The organism is Serratia sp. BNK-17 (assembly GCF_048684935.1).
In the GTDB taxonomy this organism is placed as follows: domain Bacteria; phylum Pseudomonadota; class Gammaproteobacteria; order Enterobacterales; family Enterobacteriaceae; genus Serratia; species Serratia nematodiphila.
Genome location: NZ_JBLQTR010000001.1, coordinates 3,917,278 through 3,941,800, shown reverse-complemented (window position 1 = coordinate 3,941,800; position 24,523 = coordinate 3,917,278). Strand labels below are relative to the sequence as shown.

Genomic DNA, 24,523 nt, shown 5'->3' with positions numbered 1-24,523 from the left:
CATGACGCTGCTTAACCCCTACTTCGGCGAATTTGGTGGCCAATACGTGCCGCAAATTCTGATGCCGGCCTTGAAACAACTGGAAGAAGCCTTTGTCAGCGCTCAGCGCGATCCGGCGTTTCAGGCAGAATTTATCGATCTGTTGAAGAACTATGCGGGCCGCCCAACGGCGTTGACGCTGTGCAAAAACCTCACCGCCGGCAGCAACACCAAGCTCTATCTGAAGCGTGAAGATCTGCTGCACGGCGGCGCGCACAAAACCAACCAGGTGCTGGGCCAGGCCCTGCTGGCCAAACGCATGGGCAAAACCGAGATCATCGCGGAAACCGGCGCCGGTCAACACGGGGTCGCCTCCGCGCTGGCCTGCGCGCTGCTCGGCCTGAAATGCCGCATCTATATGGGTGCCAAGGACGTCGAACGCCAGTCGCCGAACGTCTTCCGCATGCGGCTGATGGGTGCGGAAGTGATCCCGGTGCACAGCGGTTCCGCCACGCTGAAAGACGCCTGCAACGAAGCGTTGCGCGACTGGTCCGGTAGCTATGAAACCGCGCACTATATGCTCGGCACCGCCGCCGGCCCGCACCCGTATCCCACCATCGTGCGTGAATTCCAGCGCATGATCGGCGAAGAGACCAAAGCGCAGGTGCTGGAGCGCGAAGGCCGTCTGCCGGATGCGGTCATCGCCTGTGTCGGCGGCGGCTCCAACGCCATCGGCATGTTCGCCGATTTTATCGATGACGCCGAAGTGGGCCTGATCGGCGTGGAACCCGCCGGTCTGGGCATCGAAACCGGTCAGCACGGCGCGCCGCTCAAGCATGGCCATGTCGGCATCTACTTCGGCATGAAAGCGCCGATGATGCAAACCGACGAAGGCCAGATTGAAGAGTCCTATTCGATCTCCGCCGGGCTGGACTTCCCGTCCGTCGGGCCACAGCACGCCTACCTGAACAGCATCGGCCGCGCAGAATACGTGTCAATCACCGACGACGAAGCGCTGGAAGCGTTCAAGGCGCTGTCGCGCCATGAAGGCATCATCCCGGCGCTGGAATCTTCGCACGCCCTGGCGCACGCGCTGAAAATGATCCGTGAAACGCCGCAGAAAGAGCAGATCCTGGTGGTCAACCTGTCCGGCCGCGGCGACAAAGACATATTTACCGTTCACGACATTTTGAAAGCACGGGGAGAAATCTGATGGAACGTTATCAGCAACTGTTCACGCGTCTGGAAAGCAGCAAGGAAGGCGCCTTCGTCCCGTTCGTCACGCTGGGCGATCCCAACCCGGCGCTGTCACTGCAGATTATCGACACCCTGATTGAAGCCGGCGCAGACGCGCTGGAGCTGGGCATCCCCTTCTCCGATCCCCTGGCGGACGGGCCGACGATCCAGAACGCGACGCTGCGCGCCTTCGCCGCCGGCGTCACCCCGACCCAGTGCTTCGAGATGCTGGCGGCCATCCGCCAAAAGCACCCGACCATTCCTATCGGCCTGCTGATGTATGCCAATCTGGTGTTCCATAAAGGCATCGATGGGTTTTACCAACGCTGCGCCGAAGTGGGCGTGGATTCGGTGCTGGTCGCCGACGTGCCGTTTGAAGAGTCTGCGCCGTTCCGCGCCGCCGCCGCGCGCCACGGTATCGCGCCGATCTTCATCTGCCCACCGAACGCCGATGACGAGCTGCTGCGTGAAATCGCTTCGCACGGCCGCGGCTATACCTACCTGCTGTCGCGCGCCGGCGTAACCGGCACCGAAAGCCGGGCGCAGCTGCCGCTGCATCATCTGGTGAACAAGCTGCGCGAGTACCACGCCGCGCCGCCGCTGCAGGGCTTTGGCATCTCCGAACCGGAGCAGGTGAAGGCCGCGCTGCAGGCCGGCGCCGCCGGCGCGATCTCCGGCTCGGCCATCGTCAAAATCATCGAACAGTACCATGCCAACCCGGCGGAGATGCTGGCTAAACTGGCGACCTTCGTCAGCGCGATGAAGCACGCCACCCGGGCATGAGCCTCTTTGGCGAGCGCCTTGCCGGCGCTCGCTTTAACAGCTTGTTTCCCTTCAAAGTTTGTTCCATTTATTTACCGCAAAAATTTGAACAAACCGCCGTCTTGTCTCACAATGAACTTTGTTCGCTATGCATTTCTTCGTTTGATTTGGGGAATGCGCTCGCTGCGGCGAAAAACCGTAGCGAATTTCAACCATAACATTGCATGGAGAGTAATTTATGAAGCTGTTTAAAACCCTTTCAGCCTTGTGCATGGCAGCCGTTGTGGCGGTCGCGGTGAGCGCTTGCGCGCCGACGGCAAAATCAGAGGGAACGGGCGGTTATATCGATGACACCGTAGTCACCACCAAAGTGAAATCGGCGTTGCTGGCGGATAAAAACATCAAGTCGCGCGAGATCAGCGTGGAAACCTTTAAAGGGCGTGTACAGCTTAGCGGCTTCGTGACATCCAGCGATGACGCCAACCGTGCGGTGCAGGTCACACGCGGCGTGGCCGGCGTGAAATCGGTTGAAAACGTGATGCAGGTTAAATAATACCGACAGGGAGGCCTTGCGCCTCCCTGCTTGCGGCTTTGATCAGAAGCGGTAACCCGCCCCGAACATGAACACCCACGGATCCAGACGCGTATCGAAGCTGTGGTGACCGCCATTCGCATCGTTGAAGCGAGTTTTGGTTTCGATATTCATCCACCACACCGACATGTTCAGCATCCAGTGTTCGTCCAGGTTGTAATCCAGACCGGCCTGCGCCGCAACACCCCAGGAGTCTTTCAGATCGAGGTTGCTCAACCCGGCGCTTTTGCCGTAGTCGTTGAACTTCTCGTCAAAGAAAGTGGTGTAGTTAACGCCGACGCCCAGGTAAGGACGCAGTTTGTCCTGCTTGTCGCCGAAGTAGTATTGCGCCATCAGCGTTGGCGGCAGTTGGTGAACGGTCGCCAGATCGGTGCCGCCTAGCGTCACCTTGTGGCGGAATGGGGTTGCGGCCAACAGCTCAACGCCAATGTTGTCCGTCACCATATACCCGAAGGTCAGGCCGAGCTGGGTGTTGTTTTTCGCATCCAGCGAACCTAAGCCCAGCACGTTGTCCGACCCCGCATTCGGGCGTACCGTCGCGGTACCCGCGCGGAACAGGAAATCACCAGCCTGATGCGCACTTGCCAACATAGGCGCCATCATCGTCGCCAATACCACCAGAGTTGTCTTTTTCATTATCCATTCCATTTGTGTGGTTAATCTCTCGGGGAGGAATATACCTACTTTCGGGTATTTGTGATCCCATCGAGATCACATCTTATGTGTAAAAATTTAAAATCCCACTAAAAACAAGGTTACCTAACCGCTTAATAAATCAAGGATTGATCTGCATCAAAAAATCGATTTTGTTGCAAATTATCTACATGTTCAAATTTCAGTTGCGGAGAAAAATGCGGCTGAGGTAATTTCGTTTTCCGTGTTGGTTTTGGTTGGTGCCGTAAGGAGTCGGCGGGCAATCAAGATGAGCGAAATCCTTAATCCCTGTGTCAGCTGCGGCGCATGCTGCGGTTATTTTCGAGTGTCATTCTATTGGGCCGAAGCCGAAGACGGCGGCGGCACCGTCCCTCTTTCCCTAACGGAGCCTTTGACCCCGTTCCTGCGCTGCATGCAGGGGACCAACAGCAAGTCCCCGCGCTGCACCGCGCTGGACGGCGAGATCGGCACCGCCGTGTCCTGCTCGATCTACCTCAATCGGCCCAGCCCGTGCAGAGAGTTCGATCAGTCCGGTGAAAACGGCCTGCGCAACGAAGCCTGCGATCGCGCCCGGGAACGCTACGGCCTGCCGCCGTTGCCGGTGCCCTTGCCGCTTTCGCTGCCTGAGACGACGATCGTTGAAGAAATAGGCGTAGTGCAATTCGCGGGGTGCCACAGCGGCGTGGAACAGGGTACAATCACCCACTGATTTATCTCTGTTTTCCCGACGCCAAGGAGTCTGCATGCCTATCACGGCCAACGCTTTGTACCGTGACAGTTTTAACTTTTTACGCAACCAACTGGCCAGCATCCTGATGCTGGCGCTGTTGACGGCGTTTATCTCCGTGCTGCTGAATCAGGCCTTCAGCCCTGATGCCGAACAGTTGGCGACGCTCGCTGCCACCACCAGCGATTTCGCCTCGTCTACCGGCATGGGCATTCAGGAAGTGATCCAGCAGATGACGCCGGAACAGCAGATGGTGTTGCTGAAAGTGTCGGCGGCCGCCACCTTCTCTGCGCTGGTCGGCAACGTGCTGCTGGTCGGCGGGATGCTGACGCTGATCCGTCTGGTGTCGCAAGGGCAACGCACCAGCGCCCTGCGCGCGCTCGGCGCCTCGGCGCCCGACTTGCCGCGCCTGCTGCTGCTGCTGTTTATCTGCACCCTGCTGATCCAGCTCGGCCTGACGCTGTTTGTGGTGCCGGGCGTGCTAATGGCTATCGCCTTCGCGCTGGCGCCGGTGATCGCCTCCGTCGATAAAAAAGGCGTGTTCGCTTCGCTCAAGCTGAGCAGCAAATTGGCTTTCGCCAATGCGCGCGTGATTGTGCCGGCGATGATGCTGTGGCTGGCGGCCAAGCTGCTGGTGCTGTTCCTGGTGAGCCATCTGTCGGTGCTGACGCCGAACGTCGCCAGCGTGGTGCTGACCGCGTTGAGCAACCTGGTCTCCGCCCTGCTGCTGATCTACCTGTTCCGGCTGTATATGCTGCTGCGCGGCTAACGCCGGCGTAAGCAAAGACCAAGGGGCACGCTTCGGCGCGCCCCTTTTTTGTTTACCCCACCACGGCGGCTTCCGCCTGCTCCTTACTCTGAATCAGCTTCAGCGCCAGGTACAGATCCGGCACCAAAATCAACTCTTTATCGCGTCCTAAGCGGTTGATGCGGAACCAACGCGTCAGTTCGGTGCGACGCCCCGCCAGCACCAGCCTTACGTTACGTTGTAACAGATCGCGTTTCAATTCATCGATAGCCGCCAGCACGCTGATATCGGCATGGGTAAAACTGGCCACCGCATCCACCACCACCCAACGCGGCTGGAACGGCGTGCCGTCGACCAAATTGAGGATACGGCGTTTGAAATACGCCACGTTGAAATAGGTCAGCGGCGAATTGAAGCGATACATCATGACGCCAGGTACCGCCTTCACCCCATTGTTATTGCCCATGGAATGGATCATGCCTTCATCGTTGACGCCCAGCAGTTGTTCCGTCGGCCGGAAGACGGTGCGCAGAAACTGCATCAGCCCCAGCAACACCGCCAGCCCGATGCCGCTGATCACGCCCACCAGCAGCACGCTGAGGAAGGTAAACAGCGCCAGGCGGAACGCCTGCGCGTTGCGACGGCGCAAGATCCAGATGCCGCGAATGTCCAGCAGCGACCAGGCCGCATACATCAGCACCACACCCAATCCCGCCACAGGAATAAACTGCAGCGGCGCCATCAGGAACAGCAAGACAAAGGCGATGACAGCGGCGGCGATGATCGACACCAACTGGCTCTTGCCGCCGTTGGAGTCATTCACCGCGGTGCGAGAATCTGCGCCGCTGATGGCGAAACCTTGCGACAGTGCAGAGACGATATTCACCAGTCCCAGCGCGCGAAACTCAGCGTCGGCGTTCACCTCATAACCGTTTTTGGCGGCGAAGCTGCGGGCGGTGAGCATCATGCTGACAAAGCTCACGACCGCCAGGTTAAGCGCCGGGATCACCATATCGCGCAGCAAACCAGGCTGGAAGTCCGGCCACTGGACGATCGGCAGCACGCCGCTAAAACCGCCCACCGTCACCACGCCATGCTGCTGCAGGCCGCCCGCCCAGGTCACGAACGCCGCCAGCACGATAGCGAACAGCGGCGCCGGCCAATTAGGCCGCCATTTTTTAAATCCAAGCAGCGTCACCAGCGTCAGCAACGACACCGCCATCGTCAGCCAGTCGCTGTGCAGCAGGTTACCGGGCAGCGCGTAGATGCGCTCGATCAACTGTGCCGGGCGCATCGTAAACCCCAACACCTTGCCAATCTGATCGACGATAATGGTGATCGCCACCCCGTTCAGCAGCCCGCTGAGGATCGGCCGCGACAGCAGATCCGCCAGCGCCCCCAGCTTGAACCGGCTGGCCAGCAGGCACCAACCGCCCATCATGGCGGTCATCATGATGGTCAATTGCCAATGGCGTTCCATATTGCCCGCCGCCAGCGGCGTCACCACCGCGGCGATCACCGCACAGGTGGCGGCATCAGGCCCGACGATCAGCTGGCGTGACGAGCCGAACAGCGCATAGGCCACCATCGGCAAGACGCAGGAATAGAGCCCCACTACCGGGCTGACCCCGGCCAACTCTGCGTAGGCGATAGCCACCGGCAACGCCACGGCGGCGACGGAAAGACCGGCGCGAATATCCGGCTTGAGCCAGCTGCGTTGATAGCCCAATAAATGCGTCAAACCAGGCGTCAGGGCCTGGAGAGATTTCCACTGCATGCTGTTTTCCGCGGTAAATTATCTGGTTATTATGACGCTTACTATGCGGCCTGCGGCCCGCGCTGGCAATGCGCCCGCGCTTTCTTGCGTAAGTTTATGCAAATTCCTGCTTTCGCGGCAGAAATCCGCCGGCCAAACGCCGATAATCGGCAACGCCCGGCGGTACACAGAGCTCGCCGAATCCGGTATAGTCGGCCGATGAACAGATGATGGATTGATTTATGAAGCAGTTTCTTGATTTCCTCCCGCTAATTGTCTTTTTCGCTTTTTACAAGCTGTACGACATTTACGTCGCTTCCGGCGCGTTGATTGTCGCCACCGCGCTGGCGCTGGTGTTCACCTGGGTGAAATACCGCAAGGTCGAGAAGATGACGCTGATCACCTTCCTGATGGTGCTGGTGTTCGGCACCCTGACGCTGGTGTTCCACAACGATTTGTTCATCAAATGGAAGGTCACGGTGATTTACGCGCTGTTCGCGCTGGCGCTGCTGATCAGCCAATGGGTGCTCAAAAAACCGCTGGTTCAGCGCATGCTGGGTAAAGAGCTGACGCTGCCGGACAAAGTGTGGAGCAACCTTAACCTGGCCTGGGCGGTCTTCTTCCTGGCCTGCGGCCTGGCGAATATCTATGTCGCCTTCTGGCTGCCGCAAAGCGTCTGGGTCAATTTCAAAGTCTTTGGCCTGACGGTGCTGACGCTGGTCTTCACCCTCCTCAGCGGTATCTATATTTACCGGCACATGCCGGCAGAACAGAAAAAATAGTTACAAAATTGTTAATGCCTGCGGCGCTTGCCGCGGGCAGTATGATGTTATTCCCTCCTTTTAAAAGCAGACTGCTATGACACAACAACGACCTTTACCCAGCGGCGAGCTGGTGCTGCGCACGCTGGCGATGCCGGCCGATACCAATGCCAACGGTGATATCTTCGGCGGCTGGCTGATGTCGCAAATGGACATCGGCGGCGCTATCCAGGCAAAAGAGATCGCCGAGGGGCGCGTAGTGACGGTACGCGTAGACGGCATGACCTTCCTGAAACCGGTGGCGGTAGGCGACGTGGTTTGCTGCTATGCGCACTGCATTCGCACCGGACGCAGCTCGATCACCATCAATATCGAAGTGTGGGTCAAAAAAGTCTCTTCCGCCCCGATCGGCCAGCGCTACCGGGCGACCGAAGCGGTGTTCACCTATGTGGCGGTCGATGCGGAAGGCAACTCGCGCGCGCTGCCTGAGGGCAAAATGAATTTCCGCGTCGGCTTCGAAGAATAAACTGACGCTACACTGCAAATGCAAAAAGGGTCGCCGAGGCGACCCTTTCTTTTTGGTATGACCAAACTCAGTTCAATTCGGTGGTGCCGTTCAACTTGAAGCGGATAGTGACGGTGCGATCTTTCGCTTCTTTGGCTTCATAGCGCCATTTACGCATCGCCTGCTTCACTTCACGTTCAAACATGTTGCGCGGTTCGGCCGACAAGATACGCACGTTGCTGACGCGCCCGTCGCTGTCGATATCAAACTGCACCCGCACGCTGCCTTCGATCTGTAAAGCCTGGGCCCGCGGCGGATAGAGCGGATTGGCGCGGCTGATCGGCCTTGGGCCGAGCTCGCGCGAGTTGCCCTGCACCGGCGCGGCAGGCGCCTGTTTCACCGGCGCTTTGTCGATCGGCTTGGCCGGCGAGTCGTTGTTGAACGGCGACGGTTCGCGCGGCTCGACTTTTTTCGGCTCCGGTTTCACCGGTTTTTCGACCTTCGGCTTCGGCTTGGGTTTCGGTTTCGGCTTGACCGGCTCCGGCTTCACAATCGCCTTCGGCGGCGGCTCCACAATAGGTTCCGGTTCTGGCTCCGGCTCAGGTTCGACCTGCGGCGGCTCCGGCTCGGCCGGTGCCGGCGGCGGCGGTTCGGCCATCGCGGCGGTATTGACCATCATGACGCTGATCGGCGCGTCCTCTGGCTTCGGCAGCTCCACCACTTCTTTTACCGAAGCGTAAAGCAATCCCGCCACCAGGGCGCTGTGCAGGCCTACGGACAAGACGAAAGGCACGGATATACGGCGATTAAGGAACATCTTTTTTAGCGGCATAATGATTCTGTTTCCTCTGGTTCGCCAAGTTTAAATGCAAATAGCAATCATATTCAATAACGAAAGGCAAACTATCGCTTTAATCGTCAGTATGCGCGGCGAAAACCAGCAAACTCATAAGGATATTAACCTGGCCGTTGCTTTTTTACCGCCGGGGCGACACGCTTTATTAACGTCTGGCCAGGCGTCAAAAAGTAAAAAACCCGCCGGAGCGGGTTAATTTCGGTGAGTCAGCGTTATTCTTCATCGCCATAGTAAAGCACGCCCAGCTTGATCAGCGGCCGCCCTTGCGCCTTACGGTGCAGGTTGGTGTCGCGCAGCGAATAGACGCAGCCGCAGTATTCCTGCTGATAGAAGCGTTCGCGCTTGCTGATCTCTATCATGCGCGACGAACCGCCCTTCTTGCGCCAGTTGTAATCCCAGTACACCAGATCGGGGTACTTTTCCGCCGCACGGATGCCGCAGTCGGTGATCTGCTGCATGTTCTTCCAGCGCGAGATGCCCAGCGAGCTGGAGATAGTGTCGTAACCATGCTCATGCGCATACAGCGCCGTGCGCTCGAAACGCATATCAAAACACATGGTGCAACGAATGCCGCGCTCCGGCTCATTCTCCATCCCCTTGGCGCGGGCGAACCAGTTGTCGGTGTCGTAATCGGCATCGATAATCGGCACCCCGTGCTGCTCAGCGAAACGGATGTTCTCTTCTTTACGCAGCAGATACTCTTTTTGCGGGTGAATGTTGGGGTTATAGAAGAAAATGGCATACTCGATCCCGGAGGCCTGAATCGCTTCCATCACCTCGCCGGAACAGGGCGCGCAGCACGAATGCAGCAGCAGTTTGTTTTTGCCCGCCGGCAAATCGAGTTTTTCCCTTACCAGTTCCGTCATGTCCTCACCTCAATGGCATATCAGTTTAAGCGCGCCGCACTATACGAATAAAAAGTAGCGGCTTCAAGGCATAAGCGCCAATCCGCCGGGAAATTCGCCCTATGCCGTTCCCCTGCCGCGCCTTTTGCGCTACCTTGGTAGCACCGTTTTATAGCCATGATTTTAAAGGTGAAACATGCTTTATCTGATCTACGCGCAAGACGTCCCCAATTCGCTGGAAAACCGTCTGGCGGTGCGCCCGGCACACCTGGCGCGCCTGCAGGCGCTGCGCGACGCCGGCCGTCTGGTGGTCGCCGGCCCTAACCCGGCCATCGACAGCAACGATCCCGGCGCCGCCGGCTTTACCGGTTCGACGGTGATCGCCGAATTCGCCTCGTTGGCGGAAGCCCAGGCCTGGGCGCAGCAGGATCCCTATATCGCCGCCGGCGTCTACGCCGACGTGACGGTGAAACCGTTCAAACAGGTGTTCTGACCTCATTAGCTGACCGGGAGCGGCGCACCGTTCCCGGATCAATGCGTGCTCTCGCCCGCTCCCGTCGGTAGAAAAAATGCCTTCCCTCCAGGGGCTGTCGCACCGCCCGCCTATACTCTCCTGAACCAGCGGCATCGCCGCGTACTCCGGGAGATCGACCGATGCGACTCGATGTTCACGCTCACCTGTGGAGCACTGAGTATCTGGATCTTTTGCAATCTCATGGCCTGCACGAAGTCGCCGCCTATCGGCAATTGGGCGCCGGCCGCAGCGATCGCGAGCTGGCAGCCCGCTTCGCTCTGCTGGACAGCGCCGGCATCGACATGCAAATCTTGTCGGCGACGCCGCTGTCGCCGCACCTGAAAGACGAGCAGGCGGCCGTTGATGCCGCGCGCCGGATCAACGATGAATATGCGGAGCTGGCAGCGCGTTATCCCGCCCGCTTCCGGGCCATCGCTTCCTTGCCGCTGCCGCATATCGACGCTGCGTTACGCGAGCTGGACAGAGCCTTGACCCAGCTCGGCATGCTGGGCGCGTGTATCACCACCTCGGTGCTCGGGCTGTCTATCGCCAACCCACTGTTCGAGCCGCTCTATCAGGAACTCAACCGTCGCCGCAGCGTGCTGGCCATTCATCCCGCTGGCCGCGGCGCGCACTCGCCGCTCATCGCCGATTACGCTTTAACCTGGTCGATCGGCGCGCCGATCGAAGACACGGTCGCCGCCATGCACTTTATCCTCAACGGCATCCCCCAACGCTTTGCGGAAATGAAAATCATTGTGCCACACCTGGGCGGCCTGCTGCCGATGACACTGGAACGCCTCGACCAAACCGTCGCGTGGGAAGCGCCGAATACGCCGGAACCCCCGAGCCGCGCCGCCCTGCGCATGTGGTACGACACGGTAGGCCACGATCAGGTGCCCGCGTTGCAAGCGGCGGCAGCGACGTTCGGCACAGAGCGGCTGTTGTTCGGCACCGATTTCCCGTTCCAGCCGGGCGAACTGTTTCAAACCACGGTGGACTACGTCCGGCGCGCGGGATTGCCGGAGGAAGACGTGAACGCCATTTTGGATCGCAATGCGGCTGCGCTGTTTGGGCTGGGTGCGGACTGAAGATCCGTCCTCATTCAGTAACGGGCAGGAGACTCCATTCCGGCCCCGGATTTCGGTTAGCTCAAGTGGGCTTTATACGGTTCTTTCACGTTGTGCTTCACGCAGGCCAGCGACAGCCGCGCAAAACGCTGCGTCCTCAATGTCGCACATCCCCCGTAATAACGGGATGTGCGACATGTCGTGAACCGGTCAATGTTGGGAAACTGCGTCAGACCTGTCGCAGGTAAACATCCGTAATGCGCAGGTCAAAGTTGCTTTTCATTTCGGTGACGTCAATAAGCAAGAAAGCGTGCGTAGCCCAGTCCGGCGCTCGCTCAAAGGCGGGAGGCTGCGTAGGATAACCCTGCATTTGGCCTGGGATGATAACGCTCTTCAGATCGGATTCATTGCCGCTAAATTGATAGGTGTAAACGTGACCGGTTTGCTGCTTGAGAATTTGGGGTTCCACGTCTTGTTGCGGACCATATTCGCGCAGCTTCGCCCATAGGATTTTGACCTGGCAGCGTTGCCCATCACCCGCGTAAGTGTTGGCGCGAACATGGTGAATAACGCTGCCGTAACCTTTCAGGCTGATGGTTCCCAGCACCGCCTGGAACACACCATTACCAGCGGCCGCGTTGCGCCCCAATGAAACGAAACCGGCCTGGCGAATAAGGCTGAAATTGGTGCTGTTAGTCGTACCCCACCCGTAGCGAGATTTGCGCACCGTATTAACGCCTCCCGGCGGCAGAACCCAAACTTCCTCAGTCCATTTGTCGCTACCGTTGCTATACGTCGTGCCATCCAGCCAATTGTCCTGTACGGCGGTATCGGTTCGCACCTGAGTTAACAGATAAGGCCAGGCGATAGGCAATTGCGTATTACGCAAAGAGACAGAGCCCGTGCCATCAATCCAACCACTGACGTTGGAGTCACCACCTTGTTGCATCTGACCGATATTGACCTTATCAAAGACCACTCGCGCCAAATCACCCACATAGAATGGGTTAGAGGTTGTCGGATAGGCCGTTGGGCTACCGCCGGCTTTGAAGGTAAACAGACCGCCGATAACGTTGACTTTGCAACTTTTGGCATCCGGGATGTTCAGGATATAATTTTGCGGGCCATAGCCTTCAACGTGACAATCGCGGAAAATATGTTGCCCCCCCTCGATATGCATATACTTTCCGACATGGCTGGAGGAGGTTTGCGGCCCGTTTTTACCATAAATGTAATCGAAGGAACAGTTGAAGAAATAGCTGTAGCCCCCCTGTAATTTCACACCGCAATTGCTCTGAGCGAAAATGCAGCTGTGGAAATTCATTTCTTCACCGGAGTTGGAAGTATTGTCGGGGAAGTAATAGCAAATGTCGCAGTGATTGAAACTAAAGCCATACATGCGCAGGAAGTAGAAATCGGTAGTGCCGGTTATGCCATAGGCAAAACCTTCGATCCCACCCCCGATAAAGGTCAACGAATTGCGACCATAGCTAGCCGAGAGCGAAGTAGAAAACGTCATGCCATCGACAAATGAATTGGCGCCAGGGCCAATCATACGCAAATTTTTCACGCTGAGATTGCCCTGGGTATAACCGGCGTTGTTTTGCCATTGAATCGCGATTTTACGTTCGGTGGCGTTGCCCTGTGTCATGGCGCTAAAATCCAGCAAGGCGCCGGAGAAATCGTAATCGACGGTTTTCAAATCCAGCTTTAGCGTTTCCGTACATTTAAATTGCCCGCTCCCGAACTGCAGATTCCCGTTTTTCAATACGCGTGAACCGCTGGATACAGCCTGCGAACTGGCATAATCGTGAGCGGCTTGAATGGCAGCGGCATCTTCTGAAATACCGTCACCTTTCGCACCGAACATATAAGGCGACACCGTGCCGGCAACGTCCAGGACGCGCACCCACAACCAAGCGGCGTTGGGGCGGATGAACATCCCGCCATCATCCATCGGTGTCGATTGTGCTTTGGCGACGAAGATACCGCCGCCGAGAGGCTGACGATTGCCGGCATTCCAATCGCCATAGTATGCGGTCACGGCGATCAATTCGCCGACTGCGCCAGGAAGAGTGTTTCGTAACGTAGCGATATCAGGGCAGGTATTCATCATATTATCCTCATAGAGTTACTGTATTTATATACAGCCATATAACTCTATGAACGAATGAACCGTGCATCAATAGCGGGAGTGTTGTTCTATTGCCCACCGAACATACCGGTCTATTGGATGGCCTCCTTCTGCTCCTTTTATCCCCTCCATACAAAGGCAGAGACATGCCGTTACGCGACGAGTTTTCCTCGCACCACCACCTTGCCCGGCTTGATCTCGGGTTCGGCAATACGACAGATCGCCAGATTCAACGCTTGCCAGGCGATCTCGTGCAAATCATACGAAATGCAGGAGAAATGAAAACCGTAGATCTCGGCATGCGAAACCTCATCAATGCTGAACAGCACACGTCCTGCATCAACGGCAGCCGATATTCGATGCAGGCCTTGATGATGCCCAGAGAGATCTGGTTATTGCAGCCCACGAAAAAGTCCGGGGCGCGGTGATTGGCCAGCTAACGGCTCGTCTCTTGCCAGGCGACGCCCATAAAGAAACTGTTGTTCGGCACCGATTTTCCAATCCAGCCGGGCGAACTGTTTCAAACCACGGTCGACGACATCCGGCGAGCGGGTTTGCCGGAGGAAGATGTGAACGCCATTTTGGATCGCAATGCGGCTGTGCTGTTTGGGTTGCAGAATGTGAAGCGGCCCACATAGGTTTGGCCGCGTTTACGGCACGATGTGTTCACCGCTCTGAAAATACTCACCGATGACGCTTTCCAGCATCGCCACCGCCGGTTGACTGGCGGCCGTGGCAGAACGGAGCAGTTGCACTTCATGTGGTGCGACCGACGGCAATTCGTCGAGTATCCGCATCGCCGCCGAAACCCGTGCGCGGTCGAGCAGCGTGACGGCCAATCCTGCCTCGATGGCAGCCGCCACCACGCTGGCCGAAGGGCTGCTCACAACCACTCGCCAACGCCTTCCCGCCCTGGTCAATGCATCGATCATAGCCTCACGATAAGGGCAATCGGCGGCATGCAACGCCAGCGGCAGTGGCCGGTTAGCCTGCAGCGCCAGCGAACGGCCTCCGGCCCACACCGGCGCAGTCACCGCGAGCGGTGTCTGGCACGGTTTCCCCGAGGGTTGAACCACCAGCGCGAGATGCAGCCGATTACGGCCAACTTGTTCCGCCAGCGCCTGACTGGCAGCGGTAGAGACCTCCAGTTCCACCGCGGGAAAACTGTCGGCAAACCGCGGCAAAATATGGCGTATCACATGGGAAGCGTACTCATCAGGCAACCCCAATTTGATATGGCCGCTTAGCGGCGCGCCCCGCAGTTCCCGCAGAATATCGTCATGGGCGCTCAACAGCCCGAGCGTCGAAGCCAGCAGCTTGTTGCCCAGCGGCGTCAACGCCACGGACTGATTGTCACGCTCCAGCAAGCGGCCGCCCGCCACCTGTTCCAGGCGCCGGATATGCACGCTCACGGCGGCGGGGCTGCGATTGACAAATGCCGCCGCCGCGCGAAATTGCCCCAAACGCGCAATAGCGTGAAAAGTGCGCAAGAGATCGATATCCAATGTCGGCCGCATGATTTAACTCCATTAAACAACTGAACGAAAATCATTCGATTTATTAAATTATAGCCACTCACTACCATCGGGCGGAAAGGAGGTGACCATCATGTCCCTGCCACCATTTCGCCCCTCTTCCCACCGAGGCAAAGCCGCCCTCTGGCTGGCTGCGGCCGAGGTCCTGCTGATCGTGGCCTGGAGCTCCGGCTTCGTCGGCATCCGCTTCGCCGCCGATTACGCGCCGGTGTTACTGGTGGCGTTCTGGCGCTGCGTGGTGGTCGCGTTCGCGTTGCTGCCGCTTAGTGTGCGCGCCATCAGGCGCGCATCTCCGCTGACGATAGCTGTTCACGCCGGGATTGGGTTGCTCGCCATGACCGGTTACCTGACCGGCGTCAGCAAAGGCATCGAATATGGCGTGCCGGCCGGGTTGGCCGCGCTCATCGCCGATTTGCTCCCGCTCGGCACCGCGCTGCTGAGCATGCTGTTGCAACGCCGCTTGCCCGATGGCCGCGTTTGGTCCGGGTTAGCCCTGGGGGTTAGCGGGGTAACGCTGGCGACCGGCAGCGCCATCTCATGGGGAGATGCCCCATTGTGGAGTTACCTGTTGCCGCTGGCGGGGATGTTGGCGCTGGCGCTGGCAACGCTGTGGCAGGAACGGCTGCCGCAGACGCAAGCAATGAGTTTGCCAGCCTCGCTGGGGATACAAAGCGCGGTTTCCGCGCTGGCTTTCGCCGCCATGGCCGGCGCGGAAGGCCCGCTGCTGCCAACGGTAACGACGGGGTTTGTGATCGGCGTGCTTTGGACCGCGCTACTGGCGACGCTGGCCGGCTACGGTCTGTACTGGTTTTGTCTAAGGCTCACTTCTGCGCTGCGCGTGACGAGCCTGCTGTTTCTCAGCCCCTTCGTCACCTTCTGCTGGGCAGGGTTAATGTTCAATGAACCCCTTTCCTGGCCCATGCTGCTAGGCGCGGCGGTGGCGGGAAGCGGTTTATGGCTGCTAATCCGTCCCGCCGGGCGGGATGAGCCCAAAACAGCGCAACGCGCTGAAAAATGACGGATAAGGCGAAAGGCGGCGCCGTTATGCGACGAGTTTTCCCCGCACCACCACCTTGCCCGGCTTGATCTCGGGGTCGGCAATACGACGGATCGCCAGATTCAACGCTTGCCAGGCGATCTCTTGCAAGTCGTGTGACACGCACGGGAAATGAAAACCGTAGATCTCGGCATGTGAAACCTCATCGATGCTGAACAGCGACACCTCCTGCATCAACGGCAGCCGGTGTTCGATGCAGGCTTTGATAATGCCCAGGGAGATCTGGTTATTGCAGCCAACGAAAAAGTCCGGGGCGCGGTGATTGGCCAGCCAACGGCTCGTCTCTTGCCAGGCGACATCCATAAAGAAATCGGCATACAGCACTTCAAACGACGCCACTTTCCCTTGCAGCGCCGCCTGCAGCCCTGTAACCCTGTCCCGTGCAACGTTGGAGTTCTCCGGCCCGGACACCACCACCACCCGCTGCGCTTTCTGTTCCAGCAGCCAGCGCCCCGCCTGAAGGCCGCAGTCCAGGTTATCGATATACACCCCGCTGCAGTGGCGATTGTCCAGCTCACGGTCGATCAATACCACCGGGATATTCAATGTTTCCAACCGCTTTAGATAGGAAGGCTGGTACAGATGATCGTTGGAAATGACCGAGAGAATGATCGCATCGACGTTGTAGCCAATCAGTTTGTCGATGATTCTGTCTTCGCTTTCCTGAGACTCATAGGAATCGAACACCAGGGTGTCATATCCCATTTTTTGCGCTTCAAGCGTCATCAACCGCGTCAGGCCGCCAAAGAACGGGTTGGCCATATCAGGGTTGACGATGCCGATGGTTCTGCTGCTTTTCGCCCGCAGGTTGCGCGCCGCAGCATTGACCACATAACCGAGTTCGGCAGCGGTCTCCCGAATGCGGCGCAGCGTTTCCGGATGAACCTTGTCCGGCTGTGAAAATGCCCGCGACGCGGTGATTTTACTGACGTTTGCCTGTGCGGCCACGCTAGCCAGCGTCGCTTTCCGTCCTCGCCCCACCGCCAAATGCAGCTCCTTAGCTTAAGGTTATCATTTTGTACCATTAACAACATCATGACAGAACTTTCATCGTGGCGCTAATGGTTTACGCCTGCCAGCCGGTTAATCCGGGGATCGGTAAAGATATCCAGCTCGTCACGGCTCTCGGAAGAGAACTCGGACACCACCGCCCCCCGCTTTCCAGCCTGAAACCAGTGCCGGGTATTGGGCGCGATGGTATATTGTTCGCCAGGCCGCAAGAGGATATAGCGATTGCAGGTATACCACTGCTCCGCGCCTTCCGGCACCCGGCATACCGGTTCACCGCCGGCGTCATTAAGCGTCAGGTTTTCATCCTCGACAAACAGAAACACCTCGCCCCAACGGCAGCGAAACGTCTCTTGCTTGCCGGGCGTGCCGGCAAAAGGAGGATGCAAATGCTCTGGGCAAGTCTGCTCAGGAAACAGCACCAACTCTTTCGCACAATACCGAGGTGAGTTGACATAGGTCAGCAGCTGCAGCCCTGAGACAGGATAGTCGGCCAAGCCAAACGTCGCAATTTCAATACGTTGCTGTTCTTCTTCGGTCAGAACGATGTCCGCCTCGCGCAAATATTCCAGCGTAGCGGCTATGGCACGTTGTTGTTTGTTCATCATTTCCCCTGCAAAGTAACGGTATCGATATCAGAATACTGATATTAAAACCGTCATTACATCGCCGATTTTGTGATCTTCATCCCCATATTGAATAACAACCCACCAGTAAAATTAACTCCCATCGAGTAATTCCAACATCGATCACAGTTTAACCACCCGCTTTAGCCCACTATCGCCGCATTGAAATGATATCGTTACCATAAAAATGATTCACCAGGAGGCAATATGAAAGCATTAGTGTTGGCCAAAGCGGGGGAAATCGCTATCGAGGACGTCCAGCTTGCCGAAACGCTGGGGCCCGATGATGTGCAGATAAAAATTCATTCCGTGGGCATCTGCGGCAGTGATGTGCACTATTACCAACATGGCCGCATTGGCCCGTTCGTGGTTAACGCCCCGATGGTGCTCGGCCATGAAGCTTCTGGCGTGGTGCTCGCGACAGGTAAAAACGTCACTCACCTCAGTATCGGCGATCGCGTTTGCATGGAACCCGGCATTCCGGATCTCAACTCGGCGCAGACGCGCGCCGGCATTTACAACCTTGACCCGGCCGTGCGCTTCTGGGCGACGCCGCCGGTGCACGGCTGCCTGCGCGAAACCGTCATCCACCCCGCCGCCTTCACGTTCAAATTGCCGGACAACGTCAGTTTCGCCGAAGGCGCCATGGTGGAACCCTTAGCCATCGGCATGCAAGCAGCCACCAAAGCCGGGATCAAACCCGGCGATATCGCGCTGGTGATCGGCGCCGGGCCGATCGGCGTGGTCACCGCTCTCGCGGCGCTGGCGGGCGGCTGCTCGGACGTCATTATTTGCGACCTGTTTGACGAAAAACTCGCCGTTGCGGCCAGTTATGAGGGGCTGCACGCCGTCAATATCAAAACCGGCGACCTGGCGGGGAAAGTGGCCGCGCTCACCAGCGGCAATGGCGCCGATGTCGTGTTTGAATGCAGCGGCGCAAAACCGGCCATCGCTACGCTGGCCGAACATGCGGCGCCAGGAGCGACCGCCGTGCTGGTCGGCATGCCGATCGATGCCGCGCCGATGGATATCGTCGCCGCGCAGGCCAAGGAAATCACCTTCAAGACCATTTTCCGCTACGCCAACATGTACCCGCGCACGCTGCGACTGTTGAGCAGCGGCAAATTGCGCGTCCAGCCGTTGATAAGCCAAACCTACAAGTTCTCCGACAGCGTGGCCGCCTTCGAGCGCGCGGCGGCGGGACATGCCTCGGACATCAAAATCATGCTGGAAATGGAGTGATCCTATGGCGCTCTATGCTGGCATAGACTGCGGTACGCAAGGCACGAAAGTCGTGATTGTCGACAGCACACAGGGCGTGATCCTCGGTGAGGGCAACGCCCCTCACCGTCTCATCAGCCAAGCCAATGGCCGGCGCGAACAGGAGGCCGACTGGTGGATTGAGGCGCTGGTCATCGCTTTTCGCCAAGCCGTGACTAACGCCGGCGTTGATGCACGGGAGATTCATGCTCTGGGGGTCTCGGGCCAACAACATGGGTTTGTACCTCTGGACGCAGACGGCAACGTGCTGCACAGCGTCAAGCTGTGGTGCGATACCGAAACCGCAGATGAAAACGAACGGCTCCTGCAGCAGCTCGGCGGTGCCAACGGCTCGCTGGAAACACTCGGCCTGCGGATCGCCACCGGTTATACCGCGTCAAAAATCCTTTGGTTCAAGACACACCATCCGGCGTTGTGGGCAAAACTGCACACCGTATTGTTGCCTCATGATTATTTGAACTTCTGGCTGACCGGAGAGCGCGTAGCGGAATACGGTGACGCTTCCGGCACCGGGTTGTTCGATGTGCGCACCCGTAGCTGGAGCAAAGCCGCCGTCGATCTCATCGACGACAGCGGCCGTCTGTGGCAAGCCCTGCCGCCGCTCAAAAATGCGGAGTGCTGCATCGGCACGGTGCGCCCCGCCGCGGCGGAAAAACTCGGCCTCAGCCCAACGGTGCGGGTATCGACCGGCGGCGGCGACAACATGATGGCGGCCATCGGTTCCGGCAACATCGAGGCCGGCACCCTCACCCTGAGCCTGGGCACCTCCGGCACGCTGTTCGCCTGGTCTGCCGCCCCCGTCGCGGCGGAATCAGACATGATTGCCGGCTTCTGCTCCAGCACCAACGGGTGGCTGCCATTGATTTGCACCATGAATGTCACCTCGGCCACCACCGCGGTACAAACGCTGCTGGACGAAGACCTTGCCGGCTTTAACGGTTTATTGGCGCAGGCCTCACCCGGCGCAGGCGGTGTCGAGATGCTGCCGTTCTTCAATGGCGAACGCGTTCCGCCGCTGCCTCACGCGCGCGCCAGTCTGCATAACCTCGATAGCGACAATTTTACCCGCGCCAATCTCTGCCTGGCGGTGGTCGAAAGCGCCACCTATGGCCTGCGCTATGGCATCGAGCTGTTTCGCCGTCAGGGCATTGAAGCGCGCGAGATCCGCCTCACCGGCGGCGGCGCTCGCAGCGCCGCCTGGCGACAAATCGTCGCGGACGTGATGGGGTGCCCGGTGGTCTGTCTGAAAGCCAAAGAGACCGCTGCGCTGGGCGGTGCCATTCAGGCGATGTGGGCGACGACGTTGGCCGACGATCCGCTGCGGAATGCCGGCGCGTTGCTGTCCGAACTGTGCCAACGTTTCGTTGCGCTGGATGAGGCCACACGTGCACGGCCACATGCCGGCAGACGGGCGCAATACGAGACGCTTTATCAACGGTACCTGCAACGCTTGCAGCAGACCTACCTGGAGGTGCAACTGTGACGCGAGATCCCCATACGCAAGCGCCCGCCTACCTGCTGGAGGTCAGCGGCGTCAGAAAAGCCTTTGGCCCGGTCGTGGCGCTCAAGAATGCGGAGTTTTGCCTGCGGCGTGGTTCCATCCATGCCCTGTGCGGCGGCAACGGCGCGGGTAAATCCACCTTTCTCAGCATTCTAATGGGCTTTATTCAACCCGATGGCGGCGACATTTTTATCAATGGCCAACGCTGTGAATTTCATCATCCCCGGGAAGCCCTCAACGCCGGCATCGCCATCGTGCAGCAGGAACTGAGCGCGATCCCGGATCTGACGGTGGCCGAAAACATTTGGCTGGGCCGTGAGCCGAGACGCCTGGGATTCGTCGATTTCGCCACGCTCAATCAACGCACCACCAGCCTGCTCAAGGAACTCGATTTCAAGATCGACGCCCGAGAGAAAATGCGCAACCTGAGCGTCGCCGAGCAGCAGCTGGTCGAGATCGCCAAAGCGCTGTCGCATGCCAATGCCGACATCATCATCATGGATGAACCCACCTCGGCGATTGGCGAGGAGGATGCGCAAAAAATCTTTCAGACGCTTCAGCAATTGGCGGCGAAAGGTAAAGGCATTATTTACGTCTCTCACCGTTTGTCAGAGATATTTCAAATTGCGGACAGCTACACCATTTTCCGCGACGGCGCCTATATCCATGAAGGCTATATCGCCGACATTACCCGTGAGCAGTTGATCGAACACATTATCGGCGGCGAGTACGACAGCGAGTTCGCCAAATTCAATCAGCCCGGCGAGGAGGTCTTGCTGGAGGTCAACGGCCTGTGTTGGCGCAGCAAGATAAAGGATATCAGCCTGCAGCTTAAGCACGGTGAAATCCTGGGCATCTACGGGCTGGTGGGATCGGGCCGCAGCGAATTTCTCGATCTTATCTTCGGCATTCAGCATGCCGACAGCGGCACGATCCGTTTGGGCGACAAGACGCTGAACCGCCATTCCCCGCGAGAGGCCATCGACAGCGGCATTGCCTACGTGACGGAAGATCGCAAGGAAACCGGCCTGGTGCTGTGCCGTTCCGTCAGTGAAAACATCAATATCGCCTCTTTTGCCGGCATCAGCCGAATGGGGTTCGTCAGCGAGAAACGGGAGCAAGCGCGAACCCGCGACATGATCCAGCGCTTCAACGTTAAAACCCACGATGGCGAACAGCCCGTGGGCAACCTAAGCGGCGGCAACCAGCAAAAAGTGGTGCTGGGCCGCTGGGCGCTGCTGGATCCGGAGGTGTTGTTGCTCGACGAGCCGACGCGCGGCATCGACGTCGGCGCCAAGAAAGAGATCTATCGATTTATGTCGGAGTTCGCCTTGCAAAACAAGGGGATCATCATGGTTTCCTCCGAGCTTTCGGAAATTATCGGCATGAGCGATCGCATATTGGTGTTTCGTGACGGGCAGTTGGCCGGTGAGCTTTCGGCAGCCGATGCGACCCAGGCAGCACTGATGAAACTTGCGGTTTAACAGAGAGAGAAAAAAAATGAGCAGCGCCCACTCCTTATCACCAGGAATTTCATTTTTCACCCGCAATAAGCGCCGTATGCACAAATACGGCATTATCATCGCCTTCTTCGCGCTGTGCCTGATCGTGGCGCTGATTGGCGAATATCAGGTCGCCCAGGGGGCCTGGAGCAGCAATTATTTTCTCAGCAATGAAAACACCCTGATCGTCCTGCGCCAGGTCTCGATCAACGGCATTCTGGCGATCGGCATGACCTTCGTCATCATTACGGCCGGCGTCGATCTCTCCGTGGGCTCGGTGCTGGCGCTAAGCGGGATCGTCGCCGCTCGCTTCGCCACCAACAACAGCGGATTGGCTATCGGCGACACCGCGACCGCCGTCATGGCGCCGCTGATCGTGGCGCTGGGCATCGGGATCGTCTGCGGCCTGGTGAACGGCACCGTGTTGGCTCGCTACCGGCTGCAACCCTTTATCGTCACCATGGGCATGCTCTCTGCGGCGCGCGGTTTAACCATGTTGACCACCAACGGCAATCCGGTTTCGCAATTGAACAGCGATTTCCGCTGGTTGGGCAATGGTTATGTCGGCGGCGTTCCGGTGCCGGTCATTATCTTCATCGTGCTGTTCGCCCTCGCCTGGCTGGTGCTGAATAAAACCCTCTTCGGGCGCTACATCTACGCCGTCGGCGGCAACCCGAAAAGCGCGCGCACCTCGGGGATTAACGTCACGCGCATCAAAATACTGGTGTATACGCTGTGCGGCGCGCTGGCCGGCATCGCCGGCCTGATCCTCACCGCACGCACCGGTTCGGCGCAGACCAACGCCGGCGCAGGGTATGAGCTGGACGCCATCGCAGCGGTGGTGATCGGTGGCACCAGCATGGCCGGCGGCGTCGGTACGCTGGTCGGCACCTTCTTCGGCGTGCTGATTATCGGGGTGATGAATAACGGCCTCGATCTGCTCGGCGTGCAATCGTATTACCAACAAATTATCAAAGGCGCATTGATCGTTCTTGCCGTCTTGCTCGACCCATCGCGTAAGCAACAGCGCGATTAATAACATCAGACCCAACTCTACCAGGAGAAAACCATGAATAAGACCAAGATAGCGTTGTTTGCCTCTGCCATGATGCTCGGTAGCCTGTCGGCAGCTCAGGCCGCCCCGGTAAAAATCGCGGTATTGATGTACGGCAACAAAGCCGAGTTCGTGCAATTGATGGAAAGATTCGGCAAGGAGCACCCGGCGGTGAAAAGCGGCGAAGCCGTGCTGACCTTCTACGATGGGCGTTATGATGCCTCGGTGCAAAACGATCAGGCCGCCACCGCTATCCAGACGCGCGCCGATGCCATTATCGTCAACCCGATGGATTTTGAGGCCAATATCGATATCGTCACTAATGCCAACGAAGCCAAAATTCCGGTGGTGGTCACCAACGCGCGCCTGAACACGGACGCGATGACGTCTGAAGTAGTGTCTAATGACGAGTTGGGGGGATACCTGGAAGCCAAAGCAGTCCTGGACAAACTCGACTGCAAGAACCGAAAGGTGAACGTGGTGATTATCGAAGGCCCGAAAGGCGGCAGCGGCGAGATCCAGCGCGGCAAGGGCAATGATAAAGCGATTGCCGAGTGCGGCGCCGGCCAGGTCACGGTACTTGAACGTAAAACGGCCAACTGGTCACGCGCGGAAGCGCAGCCGCTGATGGAAAACTGGCTGCAGAAACACCGGGGCAAAATCAACGGCGTGATCGGCCAAAACGACGAGATGGCGCTGGGCGCTATCGAGGCGATCAAAGGCGCCGGCCTGAATGTGAAGGACTTCGCGATTGCCGGCGTTGACGGCGTTTCCGACGCGATTCATGCGGTGCAGGCCGGTGAAATGGTCTCTATTCTGCAAGATGCCAAAGGCCAGATGCAGGGCTCCATCGACGTCGCGCTGCGCGCCGTGAAAGGGGAAAGCTATCAACCGCAGTCGGAGATCTGGAAGCAATACGCCAAGGATCTGAAATGGGAGGGCGGCACGCAAAAGCATTACTACATTCCGTGGACCGTCGTTACCGCAGAGAACGCCCAGTCGCTGTTGGACGCTCGTAAATAATTTCCCCCGCCCCCTGCCTTCAGGGGGCCCCGCTGGGGCGCTTGCCTGCAAACAAAAAAAAGCCAGCACGGAGTGGCTGGCTAAAAAGTTCTTCGAGGGAATATCTTGTGCGATAAACATACGCCTTTCACTGCGGGCTTTACTAGCTATCAGTGCGATAGGCACCCCCAGTTAAAATCAACGCCTGCATATCGGTGAACATCGCTTCCCATTCCGCCTGATCGATATCCATCAAACCAAAGTAACGCAGCATAAAGGCGCCTTCCGTGGCGAGAAACGCCAGGCGCGCGCGCTTGCCTTCTTCCGTCGTCAAATCCAAACCGGCGATGCGGCTGCGATACCATTCGCGCGTGCTCGCCAGATGCTCCGGCGTTTGAATCAGCGTCGCCATCAGCCCGGCGGCCTTGGCGCTGGCGGTCTGATCCGAGCTTTGCGTCGCCAGCATATGCGCCCGCACGCCGGTCTGCGGTGAAGGATCGTCACCGGCGATAGCGGCGAACAGCGTCTCGTAGGCACTGCCCCAGCGATCGAACATGGCGTCAATCAGGGCGTCTTTGCTGCCGAAACAGTACTGCACCCCGCCCTTGGAGATCCCCATCGCTTTGGCGACGGCGTCGATGGTCAAACCGGCGGCCCCCTGAGTGGCGACGATCTCTTCGGCGGCGTCCAAAACCTTGTCGCGATCGATGCTGCGTTGACGTCCCATTAAGAAACCCTTCTTTTCAATACAAACGTATGGATATATATTATCACCAGTATATCATCCGGCATCGCCGGATGGGTTACCCGAATGGCGG

The 24,523-nt window shown here is 58.3% G+C and carries 25 protein-coding genes and 1 pseudogene; 16 read left to right on the top strand and 10 right to left on the bottom strand.

What is annotated here, in order from left to right; genetic code table 11:
* Position 1: 1 nt before the first annotated feature.
* The 3 genes from trpB (at position 2) to ACMGF7_RS18790 (ending at position 2,530) form a co-directional block, all read left to right on the top strand.
* The gene (gene trpB / locus ACMGF7_RS18800; RefSeq protein ID WP_049242960.1) at positions 2-1,192 is read left to right on the top strand and encodes a tryptophan synthase subunit beta; all 1,191 of its coding nucleotides are present in this window, start codon (positions 2-4) and stop codon (positions 1,190-1,192) included.
* Entirely contained in the window at positions 1,192-1,998 is an 807-nt protein-coding gene (gene trpA / locus ACMGF7_RS18795) for a tryptophan synthase subunit alpha (protein WP_164094890.1), read from the top strand. Before trpB ends, trpA begins: the two co-directional genes overlap by 1 nt.
* Positions 1,999-2,215: 217 nt before the next feature.
* Positions 2,216-2,530, top strand: a complete 315-nt coding sequence (locus ACMGF7_RS18790) for a BON domain-containing protein (protein WP_016927515.1) — start codon at positions 2,216-2,218, stop codon at positions 2,528-2,530.
* Positions 2,531-2,572: 42 nt separating this feature from the next.
* Here ACMGF7_RS18790 and ompW read toward each other — a convergent pair whose 3' ends face one another.
* Positions 2,573-3,205 carry an outer membrane protein OmpW gene (gene ompW / locus ACMGF7_RS18785; RefSeq protein ID WP_019452715.1) on the bottom strand — a complete coding sequence of 211 codons (633 nt, stop codon included), beginning with the start codon at positions 3,203-3,205 and terminating at the stop codon, positions 2,573-2,575.
* Positions 3,206-3,491: 286 nt separating this feature from the next.
* Between ompW and ACMGF7_RS18780 the strand changes: the two genes are divergently transcribed.
* Together ACMGF7_RS18780 and ACMGF7_RS18775 are read left to right on the top strand one after the other, a co-directional pair.
* Complete coding sequence (locus ACMGF7_RS18780; protein ID WP_025159790.1) at positions 3,492-3,932, top strand: YkgJ family cysteine cluster protein; 441 nt, start codon at positions 3,492-3,494, stop codon at positions 3,930-3,932.
* A 34-nt stretch (positions 3,933-3,966) separates the two neighbouring features.
* A complete protein-coding gene (locus ACMGF7_RS18775; RefSeq protein ID WP_004932079.1) occupies positions 3,967-4,719 on the top strand; it encodes a YciC family protein in 753 nt (250 codons plus the stop codon).
* 52 nt (positions 4,720-4,771) lie between these two features.
* Here the strand turns inward: ACMGF7_RS18775 and ACMGF7_RS18770 are convergent, their stop codons facing one another.
* Positions 4,772-6,475, bottom strand: coding sequence for a SulP family inorganic anion transporter (locus ACMGF7_RS18770; protein WP_164094889.1), 1,704 nt, complete (start codon positions 6,473-6,475; stop codon positions 4,772-4,774).
* A gap of 221 nt (positions 6,476-6,696) precedes the next feature.
* Between ACMGF7_RS18770 and ACMGF7_RS18765 the strand changes: the two genes are divergently transcribed.
* Positions 6,697-7,236, top strand: coding sequence for a septation protein A (locus ACMGF7_RS18765; protein WP_019452719.1), 540 nt, complete (start codon positions 6,697-6,699; stop codon positions 7,234-7,236).
* A 76-nt stretch (positions 7,237-7,312) separates the two neighbouring features.
* Positions 7,313-7,741 carry an acyl-CoA thioester hydrolase YciA gene (gene yciA / locus ACMGF7_RS18760; RefSeq protein WP_004932085.1) on the top strand — a complete coding sequence of 143 codons (429 nt, stop codon included), beginning with the start codon at positions 7,313-7,315 and terminating at the stop codon, positions 7,739-7,741.
* 67 nt (positions 7,742-7,808) lie between these two features.
* Here the strand turns inward: yciA and tonB are convergent, their stop codons facing one another.
* Positions 7,809-8,552, bottom strand: a complete 744-nt coding sequence (tonB, locus tag ACMGF7_RS18755; protein WP_021503828.1) for a TonB system transport protein TonB — start codon at positions 8,550-8,552, stop codon at positions 7,809-7,811.
* 236 nt (positions 8,553-8,788) lie between these two features.
* Entirely contained in the window at positions 8,789-9,442 is a 654-nt protein-coding gene (locus ACMGF7_RS18750; protein ID WP_015378073.1) for an epoxyqueuosine reductase QueH, read from the bottom strand.
* Between the two features lie 175 nt (positions 9,443-9,617).
* Between ACMGF7_RS18750 and ACMGF7_RS18745 the strand changes: the two genes are divergently transcribed.
* Complete coding sequence (locus tag ACMGF7_RS18745) at positions 9,618-9,914, top strand: YciI family protein (protein ID WP_004932096.1); 297 nt, start codon at positions 9,618-9,620, stop codon at positions 9,912-9,914.
* Positions 9,915-10,075: 161 nt separating this feature from the next.
* Positions 10,076-11,026 (top strand): amidohydrolase family protein, encoded by a 951-nt coding sequence (locus ACMGF7_RS18740; RefSeq protein WP_049242970.1) that lies wholly within the window; start codon positions 10,076-10,078, stop codon positions 11,024-11,026.
* 208 nt (positions 11,027-11,234) lie between these two features.
* Here ACMGF7_RS18740 and ACMGF7_RS18735 read toward each other — a convergent pair whose 3' ends face one another.
* Complete coding sequence (locus ACMGF7_RS18735; protein ID WP_015378075.1) at positions 11,235-13,121, bottom strand: hypothetical protein; 1,887 nt, start codon at positions 13,119-13,121, stop codon at positions 11,235-11,237.
* A 170-nt stretch (positions 13,122-13,291) separates the two neighbouring features.
* Positions 13,292-13,614, bottom strand: a pseudogene (locus tag ACMGF7_RS18730) (substrate-binding domain-containing protein); the annotation flags it as partial.
* A gap of 4 nt (positions 13,615-13,618) precedes the next feature.
* Between ACMGF7_RS18730 and ACMGF7_RS18725 the strand changes: the two are divergent.
* Entirely contained in the window at positions 13,619-13,777 is a 159-nt protein-coding gene (locus ACMGF7_RS18725) for an amidohydrolase family protein (protein ID WP_021503833.1), read from the top strand.
* Between the two features lie 12 nt (positions 13,778-13,789).
* Here the strand turns inward: ACMGF7_RS18725 and ACMGF7_RS18720 are convergent, their stop codons facing one another.
* The gene (locus ACMGF7_RS18720) at positions 13,790-14,656 is read right to left on the bottom strand and encodes a LysR substrate-binding domain-containing protein (RefSeq protein ID WP_164094886.1); all 867 of its coding nucleotides are present in this window, start codon (positions 14,654-14,656) and stop codon (positions 13,790-13,792) included.
* A gap of 91 nt (positions 14,657-14,747) precedes the next feature.
* On the opposite strand from ACMGF7_RS18720, the gene ACMGF7_RS18715 reads away from it, so the two are divergent.
* Positions 14,748-15,692: a DMT family transporter gene (locus ACMGF7_RS18715; protein ID WP_049242977.1), complete on the top strand. Its 945-nt coding sequence runs from the start codon at positions 14,748-14,750 to the stop codon at positions 15,690-15,692.
* 24 nt (positions 15,693-15,716) lie between these two features.
* Here the strand turns inward: ACMGF7_RS18715 and ACMGF7_RS18710 are convergent, their stop codons facing one another.
* Both ACMGF7_RS18710 and ACMGF7_RS18705 read right to left on the bottom strand, forming a co-directional pair.
* Entirely contained in the window at positions 15,717-16,718 is a 1,002-nt protein-coding gene (locus ACMGF7_RS18710; RefSeq protein ID WP_015378079.1) for a LacI family DNA-binding transcriptional regulator, read from the bottom strand.
* A gap of 71 nt (positions 16,719-16,789) precedes the next feature.
* Complete coding sequence (locus ACMGF7_RS18705) at positions 16,790-17,344, bottom strand: D-lyxose/D-mannose family sugar isomerase (protein ID WP_420286768.1); 555 nt, start codon at positions 17,342-17,344, stop codon at positions 16,790-16,792.
* A 228-nt stretch (positions 17,345-17,572) separates the two neighbouring features.
* Here ACMGF7_RS18705 and ACMGF7_RS18700 point away from each other — a divergent pair, with 228 nt between their 5' ends.
* The 5 genes from ACMGF7_RS18700 (at position 17,573) to ACMGF7_RS18680 (ending at position 23,726) form a co-directional block, all read left to right on the top strand.
* Positions 17,573-18,607: an NAD(P)-dependent alcohol dehydrogenase gene (locus ACMGF7_RS18700; protein WP_004932112.1), complete on the top strand. Its 1,035-nt coding sequence runs from the start codon at positions 17,573-17,575 to the stop codon at positions 18,605-18,607.
* Positions 18,608-18,611: 4 nt separating this feature from the next.
* A complete protein-coding gene (xylB, locus tag ACMGF7_RS18695) occupies positions 18,612-20,129 on the top strand; it encodes a xylulokinase (RefSeq protein ID WP_420286566.1) in 1,518 nt (505 codons plus the stop codon).
* The gene (locus tag ACMGF7_RS18690; RefSeq protein ID WP_004932117.1) at positions 20,126-21,631 is read left to right on the top strand and encodes a sugar ABC transporter ATP-binding protein; all 1,506 of its coding nucleotides are present in this window, start codon (positions 20,126-20,128) and stop codon (positions 21,629-21,631) included. The genes xylB and ACMGF7_RS18690 overlap by 4 nt, the downstream gene beginning before the upstream one ends.
* A gap of 76 nt (positions 21,632-21,707) precedes the next feature.
* Entirely contained in the window at positions 21,708-22,685 is a 978-nt protein-coding gene (locus tag ACMGF7_RS18685) for an ABC transporter permease (RefSeq protein ID WP_016927501.1), read from the top strand.
* A 33-nt stretch (positions 22,686-22,718) separates the two neighbouring features.
* Positions 22,719-23,726, top strand: a complete 1,008-nt coding sequence (locus ACMGF7_RS18680) for a substrate-binding domain-containing protein (RefSeq protein WP_021503840.1) — start codon at positions 22,719-22,721, stop codon at positions 23,724-23,726.
* A 142-nt stretch (positions 23,727-23,868) separates the two neighbouring features.
* Here the strand turns inward: ACMGF7_RS18680 and ACMGF7_RS18675 are convergent, their stop codons facing one another.
* Positions 23,869-24,432, bottom strand: coding sequence for a TetR/AcrR family transcriptional regulator (locus ACMGF7_RS18675; RefSeq protein WP_021503841.1), 564 nt, complete (start codon positions 24,430-24,432; stop codon positions 23,869-23,871).
* Positions 24,433-24,523: the final 91 nt, after the last annotated feature.